At 38.2% G+C, this 22362-nt stretch carries 22 protein-coding genes; 7 read left to right on the top strand and 15 right to left on the bottom strand.

From position 1 onward, the window contains the following. Positions 1 to 3: 3 nt before the first annotated feature. Positions 4 to 363, bottom strand: coding sequence for an arsenate reductase family protein (locus tag PKC55_RS08895; protein ID WP_291127180.1), 360 nt, complete (start codon positions 361 to 363; stop codon positions 4 to 6). A gap of 134 nt (positions 364 to 497) precedes the next feature. Between PKC55_RS08895 and PKC55_RS08890 the strand changes: the two genes are divergently transcribed. From PKC55_RS08890 to PKC55_RS08875, 4 genes are read left to right on the top strand one after another with little or no spacing between them, the layout of a single operon-like run. Then, complete coding sequence (locus PKC55_RS08890) at positions 498 to 1370, top strand: YicC/YloC family endoribonuclease (protein WP_291127182.1); 873 nt, start codon at positions 498 to 500, stop codon at positions 1368 to 1370. Positions 1371 to 1385: 15 nt separating this feature from the next. Further along, positions 1386 to 1949 carry a guanylate kinase gene (gene gmk, locus PKC55_RS08885; RefSeq protein ID WP_291127184.1) on the top strand — a complete coding sequence of 188 codons (564 nt, stop codon included), beginning with the start codon at positions 1386 to 1388 and terminating at the stop codon, positions 1947 to 1949. Then, positions 1946 to 2539: a nicotinate (nicotinamide) nucleotide adenylyltransferase gene (gene nadD, locus PKC55_RS08880; protein ID WP_291127186.1), complete on the top strand. Its 594-nt coding sequence runs from the start codon at positions 1946 to 1948 to the stop codon at positions 2537 to 2539. Before gmk ends, nadD begins: the two co-directional genes overlap by 4 nt. Then, complete coding sequence (locus PKC55_RS08875; RefSeq protein ID WP_291127188.1) at positions 2529 to 3704, top strand: M24 family metallopeptidase; 1176 nt, start codon at positions 2529 to 2531, stop codon at positions 3702 to 3704. The genes nadD and PKC55_RS08875 overlap by 11 nt, the downstream gene beginning before the upstream one ends. Positions 3705 to 3805: 101 nt before the next feature. Here PKC55_RS08875 and PKC55_RS08870 read toward each other — a convergent pair whose 3' ends face one another. The 11 genes from PKC55_RS08870 to PKC55_RS08820 form a co-directional block, all read right to left on the bottom strand. After that, entirely contained in the window at positions 3806 to 4195 is a 390-nt protein-coding gene (locus PKC55_RS08870; RefSeq protein WP_228093880.1) for a hypothetical protein, read from the bottom strand. Between the two features lie 21 nt (positions 4196 to 4216). After that, the gene (locus tag PKC55_RS08865) at positions 4217 to 4774 is read right to left on the bottom strand and encodes an RNA polymerase sigma factor (protein ID WP_135105427.1); all 558 of its coding nucleotides are present in this window, start codon (positions 4772 to 4774) and stop codon (positions 4217 to 4219) included. A gap of 2 nt (positions 4775 to 4776) precedes the next feature. Continuing rightward, the gene (locus PKC55_RS08860; protein ID WP_228093879.1) at positions 4777 to 5148 is read right to left on the bottom strand and encodes a DUF6249 domain-containing protein; all 372 of its coding nucleotides are present in this window, start codon (positions 5146 to 5148) and stop codon (positions 4777 to 4779) included. Positions 5149 to 5568: 420 nt separating this feature from the next. Continuing rightward, complete coding sequence (locus PKC55_RS08855) at positions 5569 to 6756, bottom strand: C1 family peptidase (RefSeq protein ID WP_283685508.1); 1188 nt, start codon at positions 6754 to 6756, stop codon at positions 5569 to 5571. A gap of 41 nt (positions 6757 to 6797) precedes the next feature. Next, complete coding sequence (locus tag PKC55_RS08850) at positions 6798 to 8894, bottom strand: HD family phosphohydrolase (protein WP_283685509.1); 2097 nt, start codon at positions 8892 to 8894, stop codon at positions 6798 to 6800. A gap of 76 nt (positions 8895 to 8970) precedes the next feature. After that, complete coding sequence (locus PKC55_RS08845) at positions 8971 to 10212, bottom strand: 3-deoxy-D-manno-octulosonic acid transferase (protein WP_291026594.1); 1242 nt, start codon at positions 10210 to 10212, stop codon at positions 8971 to 8973. 7 nt (positions 10213 to 10219) lie between these two features. After that, on the bottom strand, positions 10220 to 11734 hold the full coding sequence (gene gltX, locus PKC55_RS08840) for a glutamate--tRNA ligase (RefSeq protein ID WP_291127191.1): 1515 nt from the start codon (positions 11732 to 11734) through the stop codon (positions 10220 to 10222). Positions 11735 to 11881: 147 nt separating this feature from the next. Next, positions 11882 to 12574 carry a GIN domain-containing protein gene (locus PKC55_RS08835; protein WP_291127193.1) on the bottom strand — a complete coding sequence of 231 codons (693 nt, stop codon included), beginning with the start codon at positions 12572 to 12574 and terminating at the stop codon, positions 11882 to 11884. A gap of 13 nt (positions 12575 to 12587) precedes the next feature. Next, positions 12588 to 13892, bottom strand: coding sequence for a DUF4097 family beta strand repeat-containing protein (locus PKC55_RS08830; RefSeq protein WP_291127195.1), 1305 nt, complete (start codon positions 13890 to 13892; stop codon positions 12588 to 12590). A 12-nt stretch (positions 13893 to 13904) separates the two neighbouring features. After that, positions 13905 to 14450, bottom strand: coding sequence for a hypothetical protein (locus tag PKC55_RS08825; protein ID WP_135105419.1), 546 nt, complete (start codon positions 14448 to 14450; stop codon positions 13905 to 13907). A gap of 15 nt (positions 14451 to 14465) precedes the next feature. Beyond that, positions 14466 to 14996 (bottom strand): RNA polymerase sigma factor, encoded by a 531-nt coding sequence (locus tag PKC55_RS08820; RefSeq protein ID WP_135105418.1) that lies wholly within the window; start codon positions 14994 to 14996, stop codon positions 14466 to 14468. A 419-nt stretch (positions 14997 to 15415) separates the two neighbouring features. Here PKC55_RS08820 and PKC55_RS08815 point away from each other — a divergent pair, with 419 nt between their 5' ends. From PKC55_RS08815 to PKC55_RS08805, 3 genes are read left to right on the top strand one after another with little or no spacing between them, the layout of a single operon-like run. After that, complete coding sequence (locus PKC55_RS08815; RefSeq protein ID WP_291127199.1) at positions 15416 to 16492, top strand: DUF4831 family protein; 1077 nt, start codon at positions 15416 to 15418, stop codon at positions 16490 to 16492. A 1-nt stretch (position 16493) separates the two neighbouring features. Further along, positions 16494 to 16961, top strand: coding sequence for a CYTH domain-containing protein (locus PKC55_RS08810; RefSeq protein ID WP_291127201.1), 468 nt, complete (start codon positions 16494 to 16496; stop codon positions 16959 to 16961). 54 nt (positions 16962 to 17015) lie between these two features. Continuing rightward, complete coding sequence (locus tag PKC55_RS08805) at positions 17016 to 18479, top strand: hypothetical protein (protein WP_291127203.1); 1464 nt, start codon at positions 17016 to 17018, stop codon at positions 18477 to 18479. Between the two features lie 4 nt (positions 18480 to 18483). On the opposite strand, the gene PKC55_RS08800 is transcribed toward PKC55_RS08805, so the two are convergent. From PKC55_RS08800 to ftsH, 3 genes are all read right to left on the bottom strand, one after another. Continuing rightward, positions 18484 to 18846, bottom strand: a complete 363-nt coding sequence (locus PKC55_RS08800; RefSeq protein WP_291127205.1) for a DUF1801 domain-containing protein — start codon at positions 18844 to 18846, stop codon at positions 18484 to 18486. A gap of 321 nt (positions 18847 to 19167) precedes the next feature. Then, positions 19168 to 20010, bottom strand: a complete 843-nt coding sequence (locus tag PKC55_RS08795; RefSeq protein ID WP_324372699.1) for a phosphatidate cytidylyltransferase — start codon at positions 20008 to 20010, stop codon at positions 19168 to 19170. Positions 20011 to 20327: 317 nt separating this feature from the next. Further along, a complete protein-coding gene (gene ftsH / locus PKC55_RS08790; protein WP_135105412.1) occupies positions 20328 to 22349 on the bottom strand; it encodes an ATP-dependent zinc metalloprotease FtsH in 2022 nt (673 codons plus the stop codon). Between the last annotated feature and the right edge of the window lie 13 nt (positions 22350 to 22362).

Below are 22362 nucleotides of genomic sequence, written 5' to 3'. Positions count from 1 at the left end.
ATTTTATTTCAGCTTCTGAATCCATTCTTCCTCATTAAATCCTACCAGAACAAAATCTTTTCCTACTACAATCGGACGTTTTACTACCATTCCGTCAAAAGATAGTATATCTATTAATTCTTCTTGCGATGCTGATTTCACCTTATCTTTGAGATTATTCTCTTTATAGATTCTCCCCGAAGTATTGAAAAATCTAGAGATAGGAAGTCCGCTTTTCTTTATCCATTCAGACAGTTCTGCCTTCGACGGATTTTCTTTGGTAATGTCTCTGCTGTTTACTTCTACATTATTTTCTTTAAGCCATTTAGCGGCTTTTTGGCAAGTACTGCATTTAGGGTATTGTAAAAAGAGTGTTGTTGTCATTGTATATGTCATTTTATATTTGAACAATATACAAAAATAAAAGTTTACGGATGAATAACGTAGTTTAATTAGCTAAAGTTGACTTCTCACGTAATAATTTGTGTATTTTTGTACCTAAAATTAAAAATTACAGCATGATACAATCAATGACTGGTTTTGGCAAATCAACTGCTGAACTTCATAAAAGGAAAATTACTGTTGAAGTAAAATCCTTAAATAGTAAACAACTCGATTTATCGGTACGTTTACCAAACCTGTATAAGGAGCACGAAATGGAAATCCGCAATCTGCTATCTCGCCAATTAGAACGAGGAAAGGTAGATTTTCTCATATATATAGAAAATATAGGCAGCGAAACTGCTACACAGATCAATCAAAGTATCATAGAAGGATATTATAATCAGATCAAAGAATCTTGCGAGAAATTGGGGGTTGCTGTTCCTCAAGATTGGTTTCAGGTCTTGCTACGTTTACCTGACGTTTTGAAGTATGAAGCGCAGGAAGTAGACGAGGAAGAATGGCTTATGGTATCGAATGTTATCAGCGAAGCAATTGATCAGTTGCATGCATTCCGTAAGCAGGAAGGTGCAATGCTTCAGAAGCTATTCGAAGAAAAAATATCTAACATAAAAACCCTTCTGACCGATATAGAACCTTTCGAAACAGAACGTGTAGACAAAATAAAAGGCCGTATATCAGAAGCCCTACAAAAAATAGAGGATTTCGATTATGATAAAAATCGCTTCGAACAGGAAATGATTTATTATATCGAAAAGCTTGATATAAACGAAGAAAAGAATCGTTTGAACAACCACCTTAAATATTTTCTGGAAACAATGACATCAGGATCAGGACAAGGTAAAAAGCTTGGTTTTATAGCTCAGGAAATAGGACGTGAAGTAAACACGATGGGCTCAAAATCGAACCATGCCGAGATGCAGCAGGTTGTTGTGAAAATGAAAGATGAGCTCGAACAAATAAAAGAGCAGGTGTTGAACGTATTGTAAGGAATAAGCGATAGAATGGGCAAATTAATCATCTTTTCGGCTCCTTCGGGTGCAGGCAAATCAACTATTGTAAACTACTTGCTTTCGCAAAATTTAAACCTCCGGTTTTCTATCTCGGCCACAAGCCGTTTGCCTCGCGGAGAAGAAAAACATGGAGTAGAATATTACTTTCATACACCCGAAGAGTTTCGTCAGAAAATTGAGAATAATGAATTCCTTGAATACGAAGAAGTATACAAAGATAAATTCTATGGAACGCTAAAAACCGAAGTACAAAGAATCTTTGATAATGGCGGCAATGTAATCTTCGATGTCGATGTGGTAGGAGGATGTAACATAAAAAAATACTACGGAGATAAGGCGCTCTCTATATTTGTAGAACCGCCATCCATCAATGAATTACGCAACCGACTGATAAGGAGAGGAACCGATTCTCCCGAGATAATAGAAGCACGGGTAGCAAAAGCAGAATATGAAATGACATTCGCTTCTCACTTTGATGTCATTATCAAGAATGACAATCTGGAAGAGGCAAAGGCAAAAGCATTACAAGTGGTAAAAGAATTTCTTGCAACATGAAGATAGGCATATTCTCCGGCTCATTCAACCCTATTCACGTAGGGCATCTTATTCTGGCAAACTACATTGTAGAATATACCGATATAGAAGAAGTCTGGCTGCTGGTAAGTCCTCTCAACCCTCTAAAATCGGAGAATGATCTCTCGGATAAATATGTACGCTTAGAAATGACGAAGTTGGCTTTGGAAGGATATCCCAAAATAAAGGCGAGCGACTTCGAGTTCGATCTGCCCAAACCATCATATACGATCAATACGCTGGATGCTTTGAAAGTAAAGTATCCCGAGCATGACTTCACGCTCGTTATTGGAGCCGACAATTGGGCTATTTTCGAAAGCTGGCATGAAACGGATAAGATTCTGGAAAATTATAAGCTTAAAATATATCCTCGCTTAGGCTTTCGGATAAAAATACCTGATAGGCTAAAGCAAAAGGTAGAAGCCTTAGACTCGCCAATCATAGAAGTATCATCTACCTTCATACGTGAGGGTATAGAGGCTGGTAAGAACATGCGTCCTTTTCTTACCGAAAACGTATATGACTATATTATAGAAAAAGGACTATATAAACACTATAAAAATGAGCTATAAGGAACATTTATCGAAAGACTTACTGATTCGCCAACAACGCTTGCAAAGTGCCATGCAGTCGATGAATATTGAAGGCTGTATATTGACTACTGCCGTAAATGTATTCTACATGACCGGAATGGTATATAATGGTTACTACTATTTACCGATAGAAGGACAACCGGTACATTTCGTAAAGCGCCCCGAAGATGTCAGTTTCGATAATACTATTTATATCCGCAAACCCGAACAGATAACTGATGAGCTAAAAAATCTCGGACACTCCATTCCTCAATCCGTGTTGATTGAAACAGATGTGATTTCCTTCGGTGAATGCAGCCGTTTACTCAATACATTCGGGCTGAAGGAAGCTGCGAATGCATCTACCCTGATGCGTAAAGTACGCAGTGTAAAAACCGAATTCGAATTGGAGCAAGTAAGACTTTGCGCCCGTAAGCATGAAGCCGTTTATAAGATGATACCTTCTGTTTATAAAGACGGCATGACGGACATAGAGTTTCAGATAGAAATAGAACGTCTGATGCGTCTGCACGGATCATTAGGACTTTTCCGCAGCTACGGCGAAAACATGGATATCTACATGGGCAGTCTTCTTACAGGAGAAAATGCAGAAGCCCCATCCCCTTTCGACTTTGCTCTTGGCGGAGCGGGAACAAGCCCCATTTTACCTTTAGGTGCGTCGGGTCAAAAGATAAAGAAAGGGAATACCATTATGGTAGATATGGCCGGAAACTATACCCCATGGATGACAGACATGACCCGTGTGTTCTCTGTAGGTAAGACTCTCGATTTGGCTTACCGCGCACATCAGGTCTCTATAGAAATCAGCAATAAGGTAATGGACATCGCCAAACCCGGCGTAAGCTGTGCCGAGTTATACAATATTGCGATGGAAGCAGTGGTTAAGAACAATCTGGAACCTTACTTTATGGGAACAAAGCAACAAGCTAAATTTGTTGGTCACGGTGTAGGATTGGAGATCAATGAGCCTCCCGTACTAACCCCTCGTTCGAAAGAATTGCTGGAACCAAACATTGTTTTTGCCCTCGAACCTAAATTCGTAATCCCTGAAGTAGGAGCTGTAGGCATTGAAAACACATACTTGGTAACGCAAGATGGCCTTGAGAAGTTGACAATATTGGAAGAAGAAATTATAGAACTTTAATCACGATTAGTATACGCCGAATTCTTCCTCCATTTAAAATATATATAGGGCTTAGAGCAAATGCTTTAAGCCCATTTTTATATCTCACACCTTCACTACTATCAGCTCACAGCTTTATGCTTACTCCTGCGTCGATCGTCATATACCGAAATAAATCCGAACATGCCGCAAGCAGAAGCGATTAGCAATATCGGAGCAAAAAACATGGCAGACTGCAAAGCATCTTTCCCTGCGGCAAAATAGACGACTAAAGCAACTATCGCAATCAGGGCATACATCACACCGAAAATGGCAAACATATTCCCTATGAAAGGGCTTGAGCTTTGCACTTTAGACTTCTCATGCATTAATGCTCTTTCGGCTTCTATCTGATGCATGATCCTGTATTTAAGATTGTCGCTTGCTTTCATTCTGGTGCCCGAAAGAAGCTCTCTTATTTTATCATCCTGCATATTCATATCGTTGTATTTATATTTTTTATTATTATTCATCAATTCCATATTTTAATATCTCTAAGAGGTTTCGTACCGCATCATCTGTTCCAGAATATCTGCGAAACGCTTTCGTGCCCTATGCATCTTCACTTTCACATTTACATCCGTCAGCCCGGTTATTTGTGCTATTTCTTTCACCGAGTTATCTTCCAGATAGTATAATGTGAGCAAAAGCCCTTCATCTCTAGGCATCTTATCCATAGCCTCATTTACAATAGCCTTCCTCTCGTTATCCTCTACCTGAGACATTGTATCCCAATCCGAGAAAGAATTATCCAAATCAATCTGTTTATAATCAACAAACTCTGTATTGTAAACCGTATTACGGGTTTCTGTAATTGCCGTATTATAAACAATTCTGTAGAACCAAGTCGAAAACTTACTGTCAGCCCTAAATGTATGCAAATTATGAAAAGCCTTAACAAAAGCATTCTGCACAATATCTTCTGCATCCTGCCTGTTACCACACACACGATAGGCTATAGTTATAGCCATATCCTGATATGTGTCTACAAAATACCCGAAGGCAGACGTATCTCCCTTCAGGACTTTGTGTATAAGTTGCTTTTCATCCATCTTTATTCAGCGTCTTCAAATTCTTTTTTGTCTTTCACCACCAAGTAAAACACAACGTAAGCAAGACCAAGGAACAACAGCACGCTACTGCTTATTACAAGATATTGAAAATCTAAAGAAAGAGCAAAGCTTGGTGCGATGAAAACCCCTAAAGCCAACCCGATAGCGATTCCGACACACAGAAAACCATTGCGAAGAGATCTGTATTTGTTCGGAGCTGTTTTTACTTCGGGCGGAGGTATAATCCCTTGTTTCGCCAATTCCATACGAACTTTCTTATCCGATGATAAAAGTTTTAAAAGAACCATTCCACCTAAAACGACCGGCAATCCTACTGCACATAAAATTGCAATTATTGGTACTAATTCACCCATGATATTTCTATTTTTTGTTGTTAATAATCTGTTTTCGAATATATGACTACACATAGTCTCATGTGGTTACAGATTTTATGTAATATTTTTCTGAAATCGTTATTTTAACCTTTATCTCTATATTTTCCTACCCAAAAGGTGACAATAAAACAAATCACAAAAATGCACACAAACACCTGATAACAAAACACATAACGCCACATAAACAATAAAAAGGTGACAAAAGTGACACTTTTTGATATGTTTTGTACCTGTCACTTTCTACACACTAAAAAAGAGAATACAATATAAGACAATTTTATATTATTCTCTTTGTAGCTATTAAGCAAATACTAAAAGAAATTTAGAATTACTCCACCTAAAAATAAATAGCCGCAGGAGAAAACCTCCCACGGCTATATACTATATAATAAAAATCTATTAGTTCAGATTCAATTTTTTCGCAAGTGGAGCTGGAACAGCAGCCTTGTTAACCATTATATTTGTTGTTTTGTACTTCACAAATGTTTCTGAAGCATACCATATCCCTTTATATTTACCTGCTTCACCCCATGAGTTTTTCACAAGATAATATTTTGTACCATTCTGATCTTTTACAATCCCGAATATTTGCATACCATGATCGTCGGTCGTTTCTTGGCTATCAAATGCAGCCTGACGCATTTCTTGTGTAACCACCTTTTCTTTTACCGGACCTTGATCTACTTTTGCTTTCAAACGGGTAGTTTTTTCGCTTTTTGACAATCCTAACCAATGAGCCTGATCTGAACCAATGTTTTCAGGAGCCTCATCATCGGGGATAACAGCGATACCATTGCGGGTAAATCCAATTTCACTTACATCCGAAGCCCATGCCACAGTGTAACCGTTATTTATTGCATTGTCTATTACTTGTATCATTTCATCCATAGGTACATTATACGACAGAGCCCAGCGCCAGTTGTCAGGTATTTCTATAGCAAACGGAGCATAGAACGGATGATGTGTGAATGAAGTGATAGATACATAATTCTTGCTTGTAAGCCCTAAAGATTGAGCTAAAGACTGCGGAGTATATGTTTTGCCTTTGTATTGGAATTCTTTTGGCACAGCACCCAGATAAGCATCCAAAACACTGTTGAAACCAACACCCCATACCGGAGAAATCCGACTTGATTTCTTGTCGGCAATTCCTTTTACATAGCCACTCAATGCAGCTTCCAATTCACCATGATTATGAATAGTCTCACCATAGTTAAGACCGGCATACACTTCATTAGGAACTACGCCGTATTCATCTAAAGTTTCTACAACATCGGCAAATGCACCACCTTGTGCAAAGTTTAGATTACCTCCTACTCTTACATACTTATCCGCTTTATCGGCATAATTACGACGAACAATATACATCTCAGAAAGATCGTGATCTCCTTTGTTCATTTTAAGAAGCTCAGATTCAAGAAAAGCTACTCCCGAAAAACTCCAGCAAGTTCCGCTATTCCCTTGATTTTTGATCGATGTTATCGGGTTTTGTTTCACCACAGTGAACTGATACGCTGTGTTTTCTTCCTGAGCAAAAACAATCAGATTGATAAGCAGGAATAAAGGCAAAATAAGTAATTTTCTCATAACAAGTGAATGGATTAAAAATTTATTTAAAATTGAGCACATTATTGTTCTATTTCTCGAGGTACTTTATTCTCTCCTCTTTTCAGCTCGGGATAAGCAACACGTAAGTGACGCATGCTGACCAGCTTGTCGCAAAACACTTCTTTTACCTGTTCTATATCCTTAAAGGTAATCGGGGCATTCTTGAACAAACCATCGCTCAGCTGAGAATCTATAAGACGGTTTACCAATTCGGTAATAGCTTCTTTCGTATTCTCCTTAAGACTTCTCGATGCGGCTTCCACCGTATCAGCCATCATAAGAATAGCGGTTTCGCGTGTAAACGGATTTGGTCCCGGATAAGTAAAATCTTCCTCATCAACGATTTCGTCTGGATGATTATTTACATACGAATTATAGAAGTATTTTGCTTTCCCTTTACCGTGGTGAGTTTCTATGAAATCTATTATCTGTTGCGGCAAGTTATTCTTTTTAGCTATTCTTACCCCTTCAGCCACATGATCTATTATAATGCGGGCACTCTCTTTTTCTGTCAGTCCGGCATGTGGATCGATCCCTTCAACCTGATTCTCGGTAAAGAAAATCGGATTTACCATTTTACCTATATCATGATACAAAGCTCCTGTACGCACCAGCGTAGCATTAGCCCCGATACGATGCGCAGCGGCAACAACCAATGTAGATACCTGCATAGAATGTTGGAATGTACCCGGAGCAACCTCCGAAAGTTGCTGTAGAAGAGGTCTGTTTGTATTTGAGAGTTCTATCATACTCACCTCCGACATAAAGCCAAAGACTCTTTCGCAAACATAAACCAGCAGATAAGCGAAGGTGACAAACACAAAGTTGATACAGAAATAAATATACACCCTCGAATTTTCTTTTATCAATGCAATATCTCCTTCAGTACATAAAATCCAGCCCGTAAACGACACAATATATGTAACGAGTATCAGAAGGGCGCATACAACCAGCTGGGAACGTTCAGAAAGATTCCGCAAGCTAAAGATACACATATACCCCACCAACATCTGAACTGTGATAAACTGAGCCATCTGAGCCAGAGGAAACATAATGGCACAGATCAGTATTGTAATAGTATGCGTGGTAATAGCTGTACGCGAGTCTATAAATGTACGTATGAGAATGGTAGGTATCGCAAAAGGAATGACATACATCAGAGTAAACATCTTCGAGTCGCCCATTATTCCCGTTATCACCGGGAAAATAACAACCATAAGCAACATAAAGATGACATTCTTTTTATTTCTGTACTCCTCAATACGATAGAAACGGAGATAAATCATCAGAGCCATTACAAAGAGGGTAATCATAACCAACTCTCCCATGATAAGCCATCCCGGTTTTGACTTTGTTCCTACCTTTCCTTCTGCTTCTTTAATGTAAGAATCGAGAATATTTTTGAGGCGCGCATCTACGATCTCCCCCCTATCTATAATCTTTTCGCCATATTGTACTTCTCCGTCATACAAAGAAACCTGTTGCAGCATATCATTTTTGATACCCAACGACATTCTCTCGTCATATATAATATTAGCTATCAGATAATTGTTGAGATTAAAAGTTTTTAGACGTCCTATATCAATATGGGCAGGAGCGTCATCAATGATTTTTTCGTATGCTTGGCGTGGTGTATAAAACGATGCAATATGCCTGGTTGCAGCAATTTTGTTTGCTGTTTCGCTGCGAAGTATTAATTGCTTTTTATTCAGTTGCTGAATACGCTCATAATCTTCGGCAGAAATCACTCCGGCTTTGTATATTTCTGTAAACTTCCTGTTTATATAGGTTATATAATCCTCCGGAATACTTCTTGCCCTGGCATCCTGAACAACCTGAGATATTGCTTTTTTCTCGATTGTCGCATCTGCCAGATAATAGGGCTGATAAGTCTGCATGATGCTATCTTTCTCTTCTTGTATCTGTGCATCAGACTTATGTATATGAAACTTAAAGGGTGCTGTAAGCAAGCCGTATTGCCATGGCCGATTATCTTCATAACTGTATTTATATTTACCCTCGCGCGGTAAAAAATATACAATAATAATGATTGCAGCGATGAACAAGACAGATGTAGGTATCTTTATCTTGCTGATATAATAGTCGATTTTTGCCATAAAAACTATGGTTTAAATTACAAATCTACAAGATTATTTTTATTCTAAGAAAAGATACAGGCCAAAATCGAAGCCTCTAAAGATTGATTACCGCCATTACACGTTTCACAACCCCGGCATTGGAGCGTACATAATTACCGGCATGTAACCCGGCAGCATTCAGTGTTCCCTCATACTGAAGAAACTCATCCATCAAACCACGGAATGCCTGATAATCAGAAATTGAGTAACCTCCTCCACATTCTATCATTTGCTGAGCTTCACGAAACTTTTTAAAATTCGGGCCAAATATTACAGGTAAATCGTAAACCGCAGCTTCTAATATGTTATGTATACCAACACCAAACCCTCCTCCTACGTATGCTACTTGTCCGTAGCTATATATAGACGAAAGGAGTCCGAAATTGTCAATAATCAAACAGTCATAGTCTGCCATCATTCCGGGCGTTGCCTTCGAATAGCGAATATGAGGACGTTGCAGGTTGCTTTCGATGTACTTCAAGTGAGCTTCATCAATCTCGTGCGGAGCTATTATCAATTTAAGGTCTGTAGTCATATTAAAGTATGGGATCAGTATATCCTCATCCTTTGGCCAGGTACTTCCGGCAACAAATATCTTCTCATTCTCAGACTTAGCTTTCTTCTCGAAAGCCTCGGCTATAGGAAGTTGCTTGGCTTGTTTTTGAATATCCAATACTCTATCAAAACGGGTATCGCCACAAACTTCAACATTTGTGATACCTATATTTGATAACAATTTCCGGGAGTTTTCGTCCTGCACGCATATACATGTATATTTTTTCAGCAACTTGCGCATATCGCTTCCATACCAACGGAAGAATATCTGATTGGGACGAAAGATCGCTGAAACCATGTACACCGGAATATTCCTTTTATAAAGCTGATTTACAAAATTATACCAGAATTCATATTTTATAAATATCGCCATCTTTGGCTGAACAATCTTCAAGAAACGCTTTACATTCCGTTTCTTATCAAAAGGCAAATAGCAAACTACATCTGCCAGCGGATAATCTTTCCTTACTTCGTAGCCCGAAGGAGAAAAAAATGTAAGCAATATCTTATATTCAGGATGTGTTCTTTTCAGCTCTTCCATAATCGGACGACCTTGTTCAAACTCGCCTAAAGAAGCTGCATGAAACCAAATATATTCAGCATTTGCATCTATGTTCTGCCTCAATATCCGATAAGTTTGCTTGTGCCCTACAATCATCTTTCTGGCTTTCTTGTGGAAAGGAGAAATAAGACGGACAATCAACGCATATAGATATATAGCAAAATTGTAAAAAAACAGCATCTTCTTGTTATTTAATATTTAAGATTGCCTTTTCAAGTCGGGCTATTGTTTCTTCTTTTCCAATAGTTGCCGTAATATCAAACATATGAGGGCCTTTCGACTCCCCTACAACAGCCAGACGGAATGCATTCATTATATTGCCGAGATGATAGCCTTTCGATTCAATCCAGCCTTTCACTATTTCTTCCTGATTGTGAGAAGAGAAGTCTTCAATTCCTTTCAGAACTTCTGCCAGCTCGCTCAATTGAGACGGCGACTCTTCTTTCCAACGTTTTTTCACAACCTTCTCATCATAAGCGGTTGGAGCCACAAAGAAGAAAGAAGCCTGATCCCACAATTCTTTTACGAAACTTACTCGTTCTTTTACCAGACCGACAACTGTTTCTATATATTGTAACGGGCATTCGATCCCTTTATCTTGCAATATAGGGTAAAAAATTGTGGCTATCTCGCTATTTGGTCTTAATTGGATGTATTGGTGGTTGAACCATTTCCCTTTTTCGTAATCAAATTTGGCTCCGCTCTTACTACATTTCTCCAATGCAAAAAGTTGAATAAGTTCTTCCATCGACATTATTTCCTGATCATTACCCGGATTCCATCCCAGAAGAGCAAGGAAATTGATTACAGCTTCGGGCAGGTAGCCACTTTCACGGTAGCCTGACGAAATCTCACCACTCTGCGGGTCTTTCCATTCTAATGGAAAAACAGGAAAGCCTAGACGGTCGCCATCACGCTTGCTCAATTTTCCATTTCCTTCGGGCTTCAGCAAAAGCGGAAGGTGTGCAAATTGCGGCATAGAATCCTCCCAGCCAAAAGCCTTATACAATAATACATGCAAAGGAGCTGAAGGCAACCATTCTTCGCCACGGATAACGTGTGTTATCTCCATCAGGTGATCATCTACGATATTAGCCAAATGATATGTAGGCAAATGATCTGCCGATTTATAAAGAACTTTATCATCGAGTACCGATGAGTTATATTTTACTTCGCCACGAATAACGTCATTGACCAATACTTCCTGCCCTGCTTCAATCTTGAATCGGACTACGTACTGATTGCCGGCATCTATGAGTGACTGGACTTCTTCTTGAGAGAGGGTCAACGAGTTTCGCATCTCTCCCCGTGTAGAAGCATCGTACTGAAAGTTACTCACAGCTTCACGCTTAGCCGTCAGTTCTTCGGGAGTATCAAAAGCAATATAAGCTGCTCCTTTTTGGATAAGTATATCTACATATTTTTTATAAATCTCTTTTCTCTCCGATTGCCTATATGGAGCATGAGTACCTCCAATATGTGTACCTTCATCAAACTTTAAGCCCAACCATGTGAGAGCTTCGATGATATATTCTTCTGCACCCGGCACAAAACGTTGCGAATCGGTATCTTCTATACGAAGGATAAAATCGCCATTATTTTTTTTTGCAAAGAGATAATTATATAATGCCGTACGTACCCCGCCAATGTGAAGTGGTCCGGTCGGGCTCGGTGCAAAACGCACCCTAACTTTTTGAGACATACTTTATTTTTTTAAAGAGGCTACAAAATTATACAAAATATTGCAATATAGTAAGAATAGTGGCAGAAGAAATAAAAACAATGCCAGAGATGAAAATAAAAAAGCCGGAAATCTAATTTCCGGCGCTATATATTCACTAAATTACGATTATCTTTTTTGAATACGTCCTCTGCCTGAAGTGTTTGTTTGAATATCTTTATACTTAAGATTTACAATATCCACATTGGCATTTCCCGAGCTGACAACCGAAAGACTTTCAACCGATCCTGTCAAGACAACATTAGAGCCTCCGCTTACCGCCACACTTACAGCCCTCGCACTCTTTATATCCAAAGAGGAAGCACTTCCACCGGAGGAGGCAATATTTAACGTTTCTGATCTCACTTCATCTATATTATAACGAGAGCCACCCGAAACAGCAATACTAGATTCTCTCGATTCCAGTTTCTTTATATCAAAACTAGAGCCACCTGATGCTGCTATAGATATTCCCCTATTATTTTTGAGTTCGTCGGTAGAAAACTTTGATCCTCCCGAAAGTGCTATAGACTCTATATTGTTTGCCGTAAGATATACTTTCACTCTCTTATTGCTTTTACCTTTTCTATCAACTTTCAAAATACCTTTTTCTACATATACATCTATGGGCTCGGGGCTATCTATTTGCGCAGTATGGCTTTTCCCATAAGAGAAATAAACCTCAATACCCGACCTGACCTCAATACCACTATAAGCACTCAAATTTATTTTTTCAACATGTGAGGTTTTAGACGATCCGCACGAGACAAACAATACGATGATACTTAATATAGAGATACCGATAAATTTCATAATATTCATTTCTAGTTTAGTTTTATTTTATTTTTACATCTGCATAATTGCTCGATACAGTAATGGTCGCTGTTGGTCTTTTAGTTCCTATCTGCCCTTTTTTAATAACTGTAGTCGAGGTTTCGGTTTGCTCTGTGTATTTCACCGTATATTTTTTCGCCACAGCCAAATCTCCTTGCACCAGTACAACATTAAATGAAGCTCCTACATTATCGGGAACGCTTAATACCACATCAGAGTAATTACCTTTTACATTGATATTTGTATTTGGAGATATTGAATTAACCTTTACATCAGAATAGTTGCAAATTACATTCATTCTGGAGCGGAGATTATCAATCGATATGTCGGCATAATTAAACTTACCATCCATCTCTCCCAACGAGCCTATTTTAAAATCGCCCGAGGTAGAAGACAACTGAGCCGAAATAGCTTGCACATCATTCAATACAAAGTCACTATAAGCTCCCGACAAGTCTAATCTATTCGCCTTATCTATCTTTACTTTCGAATAAGAAGTCGACAAAACGGCATCCTGCAATTTGCTTATCGTCACTTTTCCATACTTATCCTTAATGGTTGGTCTGGCTCCCGAAAAGCTTTCTGCATCGAAGGTGCTATAAGACAGATTAGCTGAAAAAGGTGCATTAAACTCATTCATTTTTAATCTGCCATATTTTAGATCTACATTCAGTTTAACATTGCGTGGAATACTTATCACTAAGTCGATTTGATTTACACTGGAACCAAGACTAGCTATAGCCAACACTCCTTTATCCTCTGAAATTCTAACAGGATTTCTCTGATTAAGTTTGTTAAAATATTGAATCTCTAACTCTACATTCTTCGATCGGGATTCCCTTACAAATATATTCCCATATTTATGAGAGATATCGATTTCTGAAATATTAGAGTACGTTTTAGTCTCAACTCGATCGGGAGTTTTGCCTTTCTGATTATTTGAAAAGACTTTCAAGTTATCATTATTGGATCTGGACTTCAGATTTTTACCCAATTCCGACAATCTTTCTTTATTCACTTTCAAGTTTCTCTCCAATTCCTTGAGGTTTTTGACTCCGGATTTTTCAAAATCTTCCTTCCATGCCAGCCACTGGGTAGTATCAAAGTTAAAGTCAAACTTAGAATCAAAATTAAGGGCATCGAAGTCCAAATCCATATCCGGAATCTCTATGTTCGGAATTTCTATATTAAATCTTCCTTTACCATTAATAGAGTCTTGAGGCAGATCACCCTTTATCTTTTCCGATGCTCCTAATTGAATTAGAGCAAGGCTGCACAAACCGATAAACAATATATACTTTTTCATCCCTTAATTATATTAGCATTTGGTATATTTTCCTAATTTTTGATCTATATTCTCGAGTACATGGATATTCGTTCTATAATGTTTCACCAAAAAATGAATAGCCATATCCTTATCTTCATTTTTAGAGATTTCGTTGATAAAATTATTATTACCATCTATTATTTTCTGTATATCCTTGGTCAGTCGCGCCTGATTTTCGGTATCTGTATATGCGAGTTTACACATTATATCAGCAATCTTTGCTTCCATTTTCTGATTATAATAATCATTTGTTGTTTTAAATTCATCTGTTGCTCCAATGACCTCCGGTGCAGGAATATTCCCTCCTGTATTGTCAGGTGTAGAGAATCTAACAACAACGGCTATTAGTATGGCAATGGATGCCGCCACAGATATGGCACTTATAAACCGTACCCGTTTCACTCGTTTTTCGTTCTTCAAGCTTTCTTCATTCTTACTTTTCAATAGAGCTTCGAATCGCTCCATGTGTCCGAATGATGGTTCCTGATCGTCAAACAAATCTCTGTTTCTGTCTATTTTTTTTCTTATGTCATTCATACCTTCCCTCCTTTTTTAGACGAGTTCCAATAATTTTTGTTTTGCCCTCATATATTGTATGCGCACCGTTCCGGGTGCTATATTCAGAATCTCACTAATCTCTTCGTGGTCATACCCCTCTATAAGGTAAAGATTTACAATCAACCGGCTCGACTCCGGCAGCTTCGTTATTGCAGTTTTCACCTGCTCTACACGATCCAATATCTGCTCCCACTCTTCGCTATCATCCGAGTCTACTATATCATATTTGATATTCTCGTTGAAATCGACAGTTTCCAAGTTTCTTTTCCTCAGCTTGTCAATAGATGTATTAATGCCTATCCTTACAAGCCATGCCTCGAAAGGGACTGAATTTTTATAGTTGTCCAAACTCGAGAATGCTTTCAGAAAGCTCTCTTGCATTGCATCCTCTGCCTCGAGACTATCATACAGAACCCTATAGCATGCATTATAAACTCTCTTATAAAAAGTAGAGTAAATCTGCATCTGAGCCAAATGTTGACCCTTTCTACACTGATCTATAATATTAGAATCGAAGCTTATCATTTAATGTTTTAGGTTACCCTTCTAATAACATCTACGGATCGAAAATAGAAGTGTTACAAAAAAAAGAATTATTTTTCAAGAAAATGATAAATTTAAGAATTAAGCATTCAATAATAATTCAAATACCTCCGTACTTTTATTTTTTCTCATAATTAAAAAGGAATTGTTGCAGCATTGCTCTTATTTTTTTAAACACAGAGTTTTTCGCAATAAAAAAGCATCTCTCTATTTTTTCACCAGTTACTTAATTAAAAAAATGATAAATAAATTTCATATAAAAACAGACTGCATGTAACCCCCACCTGCTTACCCTTAATCATAACTCTCCAATAGAAGCTTTAAGGTTTAGATAGTTGTAGGTCGGAAATCCATAAAAAATAATTAGCTTTGTGAGACTAATATTATAAAATAAAGAACGAATGAAGTCTCTAAGCTTATTTCTTTTGCTTGCAATAGGAGCTCTCACATTACCTGCACAGAATACAGTTAAAATGAGTGCAGTGAAAGGAAATGATTATGGTGTGGCGTACTCATTACCGAAAACCTCTGTTATAGTCACCGTAAACTATACAAAGACCACGAAAAAAGCCGGTGAATTCTATCAATATGCCGAGCGGTACCTGAGCATAACCAATCCCATAACCGAAAATAGCGTAACCTATACTATCGACAATATAGATGCTACAACAAAAGGAATAGTAGATAAAGACAAGTCTTATCTGGTAGAATTTCGTTCGAATACAACTGCACCTTTTGTCACACTGACAAAGGATGGCGTGATATGTGCGATCAACGACGACTACACTTTCCCCAAAGAAGAAGCAATACAAGCTCCGGCTAAAGTGAGTGAAACGACATTAAACCCACGCAGCTTCCTGTCCGAAGAGATTCTACGTGCAGGTTCTACAGCAAAACAAGCCGAACTGATCGCAAAACAAATCTACCGATTGCGTGAAAGCCGCACAAATATAATTACAGGCGAAGCAGACAATATGCCTCCTGATGGCAATGCTTACAAACTGGTAATGACTCAACTTGATGAACAAGAAAAGGCACTCACCGCAATGTTTGCAGGAACTGAAACGAAAGAAACAGGCACAAAAGAATTTACGATAATCCCCGATACGAAAAACATAGAGAATCGAATCATTTTGAGGTTTTCATCTAAGCTAGGAGTCGTGGATGCCAACGATTTGGCAGGAGCACCTGTATATTTGTCTCTCAGAAACAAAGACCCGAGAGAAGAACAAATACTGACACCTAAAGAACAAAAAGAATTGGAGAAAAAATTCTCTGCCGGAATCATATACAATATCCCGAACAAGGCCAGCTTGCAAATAACATACAACAGCAAGGATTATGTAAAAAAAGAATGCGACATCGTTCAATATGGAATTCAGGATGTGCTGACAACGAAAATGTTTGATAACAATAAATTACCAATCAAAGTGATTTTCTATCCTGAGCTGGGAGCTGTAAAACAAATTATCCAGTAATATGGCTTTGGAGATTGAACGTAAGTTTCTGGTTAAAGGAAACTACAAAGAATATGCCTATGCGCATGAAGAAATCGTGCAAGGATATCTTTCTTCGGTGAAGGAGCGCACGGTAAGGGTGCGGATAAAAGGGAAAAAAGCATATATCACGATCAAAGGGATAAGCAACGAATCAGGTATTACGCGCTTTGAGTGGGAAAAAGAAATTTCGATAAACGATGCCCGGGAATTACTAAAATTGTGTGAACCAGGAATTATAGATAAAATCCGGTATTATATAAAAAGCGACAAGCATACCTTCGAAGTAGACGAATTCAACGGTGAAAACCAAGGTCTTGTTATGGCCGAGATCGAGCTCTCTTCAGAAAACGAACAGTTTGAAAAGCCCGACTGGCTCGGAGAAGAAGTGACAGGCGATCTCCGCTATTATAATTCTTCTCTGACAAAACTTCCTTATTCTAAATGGTAGTTATAAGCTTTTCTTCTTAAATTCGGATTATATTTAGTAACAGGAGGAGAAAATATGATAGATACAGAAGTAAAAGTTCACGATAATTTCGCCTTAGAATTCAAAATTGGTTTTATAACCGACCAACATCAAAAGGATATAAATGAGTTCAGGATCAATACGTGGATATTCCTCCCTAACAGCCTTGACATCAATCGGTCTACATATAAAAAAGAGGACTTTTACAGAGATGTAAAAAATAACCTTCGCCTGATTACCCCCGTTTATTCTCTCGAAGAAATACTAAAGGCAGGACGTGGCCCTCTTCCCCGCTTACAGAAAGCATTGGATGATCTGACTGTAGACCCAAACAATGAAGATCTCACAGAAAGTTTTTCTTACCAAATAAAGATGTTCGTCTGCATCGTAAAGAGTGCATTGAGACGGCATGTACAGATTATCGGAAGTACAGCAACAGACGAAAAAATAGTTTCTCATGTCGAGGCTTATATTGCCAACGTGAAGGAAATAGCATTACAATACAGGGAAAAGTGGGAAGAACTTTCTAATCCCGAGATGACAAAGCAACAGCGGGAGTTATTCCTATTCGGAGATGACTTTCTGGGTAATATCATAGAGCAATATGCCTTTCAGATTATGAAAATACTAAAAGGCAAACCGATATTCGAAACAATCAAAGAAAAGCTATACACCTTAATTGAAAGGGAAAAAGCCCATAAAAAGAAAAGAGGGTTTATGCTACTTGAGAAAGGGCAGGAAAAACACAATAGTTTGGTAATCACGCAACGGAATATTCTGAAAAAATTCGTTGAAAGTGACCTGTTCTTACAGATTATCAGAAAAAAAGACGGGCTTTTTGCCCAGCAGCTATACTACAGTGTTGCAGCGGGAATCGCTATGATATTTGCTACGATGGTATCTTTCTTCGCCACACTGCGTTTTGGAAATTTCACTACCGACCTTTTCGTAATCCTTGTCTTTAGTTATATGTTCAAAGATAGGATCAAAGATATGATGCGCTACTATTTTTCGTCTAAGCTGGGTAAAAAATACTTTGATTCTAAACTAAAGCTGAGTATACGTAAGCAAGAGATTGGCTGGATAAAGGAGGCATTCGATTTTATAGAGGAAAATAAGTTGCCGGATGAAGTACGAAATATCAGGGCAAGAACGCCACTGGTAGAAGCTGAGAACCAGGTGTATGATGAAAAAATAATTTTATACCGAAAATGGGTAAACCTATCGAAGGACGAGATAGAAAAATACAAAGAATACCGTCTATCGGGAATTAATGATATTACGCGTTTCCACTTGATAAATTTCACTCATAAAATGGATAATCCATTTATCCCACTCTACTTATCAGATGCAGAGAAAGGATATGAAACTATAGAAGGGAATAAGGTATATTCATTGTACTTTATTATACAATGTAAATCCGACGAGGATGAATACTATAAAAAATACAGGGTATTATTTGACCGCAACGGAATAAATGACGTAAGCGAGCTGAATTGACCCTTCACTTTATCTTACCACTTGTATAAAGCACCAAAGCGTCATTCAAAAGCTCTTTTATTACCTCAAGAGGTAAATCTTGATTTGGATCAACTCTGAATATTTTCATCCGAGATCTGCTACCCGCTTCCAGTTGGGGATGGTTCAGGTATTTTCCTTCAACGAAGAGGATATATGGTTCATCTGTCTTTTTATCAACCCAAAGATAACACAGAATTTTTGTCTTATAACAGAAGCAAGGCATTCCCCACTTCTGTGTTTCGGAAATACACTCGTCTTGGGTTAGTATGATACTTCGCAATGCCAGCAAGCAGCTTTTTTGAGGCTCATCTTTATCCAAATAGAAATTGTAAAGTTCATCAATCATCACGGTTTTATTTAAAACATGGATATGCTGCCTTTATAATGGACTCGTATGAGGTAATACCTCTACTGTTACAATTCTTTTAATTGTAGCTGTCTAGCTAATAATAGCAAGTCTTAAACCAGAGCTTTTTAAATAAAGTTGACTGATAGGTTTTTACGTCTGTCTTTTTTCTTTTTCTGAATATAGGCATATACCGCAACACTTGAGACCGCAGCAACTAGAGTTATGGCTAATACTTTCTTTGTCATATTATTACATTTTATTTAAGGACTAGTTAAAGCATAGTAAAGTTAGCAACAAAAAATCTGAAATCAATATTTTTTAGAAGCAACTTTTAGAATAGTTAATCAAAATCAGGTATAAGAAAACAGCCGGTATAGCCAATATTGTACTATCGAATCGATCGAGTATACCGCCATGTCCGGGTATCATTCCTCCCGAATCTTTTAGACCTAAGGTGCGTTTAATAAGCGATTCGAAAAGGTCTCCCCATGTTCCGAATATGATTGTTATAGCTGCAAATCCTATCCAGCCCAAAGTAGACAGATTTTGATAATAATGAGCAAAAATGAAGGAAGAGCCGATAGAAACTACAGCTCCTCCGATAAATCCTTCCCATGATTTTTTAGGAGATATACGTTCAAATAAGCGATGTTTACCAAAAGCCATCCCTGTTAGATAAGCAAATGAATCATTTACCCAAATAAACACCAATAAAGCTAAAACATATACATAGTGATAGCTTCCCGGAGTGTAAGCAAAAACCAAATAATTAGTGAGCGCAAAAGGCACGGCTATATAAAATTGCCCCAACAAAGAATATGCTATAGAGCGTATAGGGTCGGGACGCTTAAGATACAATTCACCAATAAATAAAACTAAGATGTAGATACAATAAGGAACGAAAGTTACAACAGAAGCATCGACCGTATAATAATAAAAACTACCGATAAAAAGGGAAAAACCTCCAAGCACATTCCATACCCGAGTGAGGGGAACTTTTGCTCCTTTTTCGATCAGTCCATAAAACTCATATAACGACAATACAGTTATGAGAGAGAATATAATACAAAAAGTATATTCATTTATAAGGATACCACCTAGTAACAGCCCTACAAATACGGCTCCGGCAATAATACGAACGGCAATGTTAGGTAATCTCAAAATAATAAAGTTTTATTAGTTTGAGGCAAAAGTAGTAAAAATAAGAATATCATGTTTCCCTATTACTGAGGATATTCAGCTAATTCGTCATTCTCAGGTAAATAAATCAGTAATCGTCGGCTTATTATTGCAAATACACTCGCAATAACAAGTGTTGTTTATTTTGCATGCATCGTGTCTGTTTTTGTAGTTGTGAAGCTATGCACTTAAGGCCTAAATATAAAAGAAAGGATGTTGTTAAATCCAACATCCTTTCTTTTACTAAAGTATATTTTAAATCGATATACTTGTAAACATTTATAAATTAAGACAATGAATTATTCCGATTGATCCTCTTCCGAAATAATTCCGGGGACATCTTCGTTCTTCTTTATCTCTATTTCTATATTATCAGGCAACTCTTCGGCTTCTTTGTATAATTCTTCCGAACGAGAAACCCATTGACGTTCACCAAATACTTTCTTCAGATCATCAGCAAAAATAACCTCTTCTGTAATCAATAAGTTTGCTAATTTTCCATGTCCGTCAGCATGTTGAAGGAGCAGTTTCTTCGCACGCTCGTATTGCTCACTGATCATATTCCTAACTTCTGTATCTATCAACAGAGCCGTTTCTTCACTATATGGTTTTGTAAAGCCGTAAGCCTCACCCGACGAGTCATAATAACTTAAATTAGGCATCTTTTCGCTCATACCAAGATATGAAATCATCGCATAAGCCTGCTTCGTTACACGCTCCAAGTCGTTAGCAGCACCCGACGATATATGCCCGATAAAGACCTCTTCGGCAGCACGACCTCCAAGCAAAGCACACATTTCGTCCAACATTTGCTCTTTAGTGGTGATTTGTCTTTCCTCCGGCAGATACCAAGCAGCACCCAAGGCTTTGCCTCGAGGAACAATAGTAACCTTTACCAATGGATTTGCATATTGCAAGAACCAGCTTAGTGTAGCATGTCCGGCCTCATGGATTGCGATTGTCTTACGTTCATCTAAGGTTGTTACCTTATTCTTTTTCTCCAACCCACCAATAATACGGTCTACAGCATTTGTAAAATCTTCCTTCTGCACAACCTTCTTGCCTTTACGGGCAGCGATCAATGCAGCTTCGTTACAAACGTTAGCTATATCAGCACCGGAAAATCCCGGAGTCTGTCTTGACAAGAATTCTACATCAACCGTGTCGTCAATCTTAACAGGGCGGAGATGTACTTTAAATATTTCCTTACGATCGTTCAAATCGGGTAAGTCAACTGTTATCTGACGGTCGAAACGTCCGGCACGCAGTAAGGCTTTATCCAGAATGTCAGCACGGTTTGTTGCTGCAAGAATAATAACGCCACTGTTTGTACCAAAACCATCCATTTCAGTCAACAACTGATTTAATGTATTCTCACGCTCATCATTCGAACCCATATTCAGGTTACGACCACGAGCTCGTCCAATCGCATCTATTTCATCGATAAATATAATACAAGGCGATTTTTCTTTTGCCTGCTTAAATAAATCTCTTACACGAGAAGCTCCAACTCCGACAAACATTTCCACAAAATCAGAACCTGACAATGAGAAGAACGGAACATCCGCTTCGCCGGCAACAGCTTTTGCAAGCAATGTTTTACCTGTTCCGGGAGGGCCAACAAGTAACGCTCCTTTTGGTATTTTACCACCAATTTCGGTATAGCGGGAAGGATTTTTTAGGAATTCAACGATTTCCTCTATTTCTTCTTTAGCTTCAGACAATCCGGCAACATCTTTGAACGTAACACGAAGGTCTGAGCCTTTATCATATAATTGAGCTTTCGATTTTCCAACACTGAATACGCCTCCGCCTCCGCCGGAACCACCGCCCGACATACGACGCATCATATAGATAAACAAACCGAAGATAAGAATCACAGGCAAAAACCCGACAAGGATTTCTAAAGGGTTGGTACTATCTTCGTAGCTGACATCAATATCATATTTATATTCGGCTCTCACTGTTTCATAGAAGTCTGCAAACTTGTCTGCCGAAGGAATACGCACAATAATAGCCGGATTAGTACCTGCCCTGTCGGCTTCGCCTTTAAACACGCTCTTTACAGAGTCAGGTCTTACAAAAGCTTTTAAGGTACTGTTCTTTCTGTCTACTATTATTTTGTTGACACTATTATTTTTTACATACCCCTGAAAGTCAGACCAGGGAACTTCTTTCGTTACGGTGTTATCCGAAAAGAAATACATACCTATAATGGCAGCAAATACAATGAGGTATACCCAATAGAGATTGAATGGAATTTTAGGTCCTTTCAGATTTGGTTTTTTGGGGCTATTCTCTCCTTTATTATAATTATCCATATTTTTTCCTCAC

The sequence above is a fragment of the Dysgonomonas sp. genome (assembly GCF_035323175.1).
In the GTDB taxonomy this organism is placed as follows: Bacteria; Bacteroidota; Bacteroidia; order Bacteroidales; family Dysgonomonadaceae; genus Dysgonomonas.
This window is presented reverse-complemented; position numbering and strand designations above follow the sequence as displayed.

What these genes read in the sequence shown, in the direction of transcription:
- PKC55_RS08825 (WP_135105419.1), bottom strand. Translation starts at nt 14,450, where the DNA reads ATGAATGACATAAGAAAAAAAATAGACAGAAACAGAGATTTGTTTGAC.
- PKC55_RS08860 (WP_228093879.1), bottom strand. Translation starts at nt 5,148, where the DNA reads ATGGGTGAATTAGTACCAATAATTGCAATTTTATGTGCAGTAGGATTG.
- PKC55_RS08810 (WP_291127201.1), top strand. Translation starts at nt 16,494, where the DNA reads ATGGCTTTGGAGATTGAACGTAAGTTTCTGGTTAAAGGAAACTACAAA.
- PKC55_RS08865 (WP_135105427.1), bottom strand. Translation starts at nt 4,774, where the DNA reads ATGGATGAAAAGCAACTTATACACAAAGTCCTGAAGGGAGATACGTCT.
- PKC55_RS08805 (WP_291127203.1), top strand. Translation starts at nt 17,016, where the DNA reads ATGATAGATACAGAAGTAAAAGTTCACGATAATTTCGCCTTAGAATTC.
- PKC55_RS08875 (WP_291127188.1), top strand. Translation starts at nt 2,529, where the DNA reads ATGAGCTATAAGGAACATTTATCGAAAGACTTACTGATTCGCCAACAA.
- nadD (WP_291127186.1), top strand. Translation starts at nt 1,946, where the DNA reads ATGAAGATAGGCATATTCTCCGGCTCATTCAACCCTATTCACGTAGGG.
- PKC55_RS08855 (WP_283685508.1), bottom strand. Translation starts at nt 6,756, where the DNA reads ATGAGAAAATTACTTATTTTGCCTTTATTCCTGCTTATCAATCTGATT.
- PKC55_RS08895 (WP_291127180.1), bottom strand. Translation starts at nt 363, where the DNA reads ATGACAACAACACTCTTTTTACAATACCCTAAATGCAGTACTTGCCAA.
- PKC55_RS08870 (WP_228093880.1), bottom strand. Translation starts at nt 4,195, where the DNA reads ATGAATAATAATAAAAAATATAAATACAACGATATGAATATGCAGGAT.
- ftsH (WP_135105412.1), bottom strand. Translation starts at nt 22,349, where the DNA reads ATGGATAATTATAATAAAGGAGAGAATAGCCCCAAAAAACCAAATCTG.
- PKC55_RS08815 (WP_291127199.1), top strand. Translation starts at nt 15,416, where the DNA reads ATGAAGTCTCTAAGCTTATTTCTTTTGCTTGCAATAGGAGCTCTCACA.
- PKC55_RS08845 (WP_291026594.1), bottom strand. Translation starts at nt 10,212, where the DNA reads ATGCTGTTTTTTTACAATTTTGCTATATATCTATATGCGTTGATTGTC.
- PKC55_RS08835 (WP_291127193.1), bottom strand. Translation starts at nt 12,574, where the DNA reads ATGAATATTATGAAATTTATCGGTATCTCTATATTAAGTATCATCGTA.
- PKC55_RS08890 (WP_291127182.1), top strand. Translation starts at nt 498, where the DNA reads ATGATACAATCAATGACTGGTTTTGGCAAATCAACTGCTGAACTTCAT.
- gltX (WP_291127191.1), bottom strand. Translation starts at nt 11,734, where the DNA reads ATGTCTCAAAAAGTTAGGGTGCGTTTTGCACCGAGCCCGACCGGACCA.
- PKC55_RS08800 (WP_291127205.1), bottom strand. Translation starts at nt 18,846, where the DNA reads ATGATTGATGAACTTTACAATTTCTATTTGGATAAAGATGAGCCTCAA.
- gmk (WP_291127184.1), top strand. Translation starts at nt 1,386, where the DNA reads ATGGGCAAATTAATCATCTTTTCGGCTCCTTCGGGTGCAGGCAAATCA.
- PKC55_RS08820 (WP_135105418.1), bottom strand. Translation starts at nt 14,996, where the DNA reads ATGATAAGCTTCGATTCTAATATTATAGATCAGTGTAGAAAGGGTCAA.
- PKC55_RS08850 (WP_283685509.1), bottom strand. Translation starts at nt 8,894, where the DNA reads ATGGCAAAAATCGACTATTATATCAGCAAGATAAAGATACCTACATCT.
- PKC55_RS08830 (WP_291127195.1), bottom strand. Translation starts at nt 13,892, where the DNA reads ATGAAAAAGTATATATTGTTTATCGGTTTGTGCAGCCTTGCTCTAATT.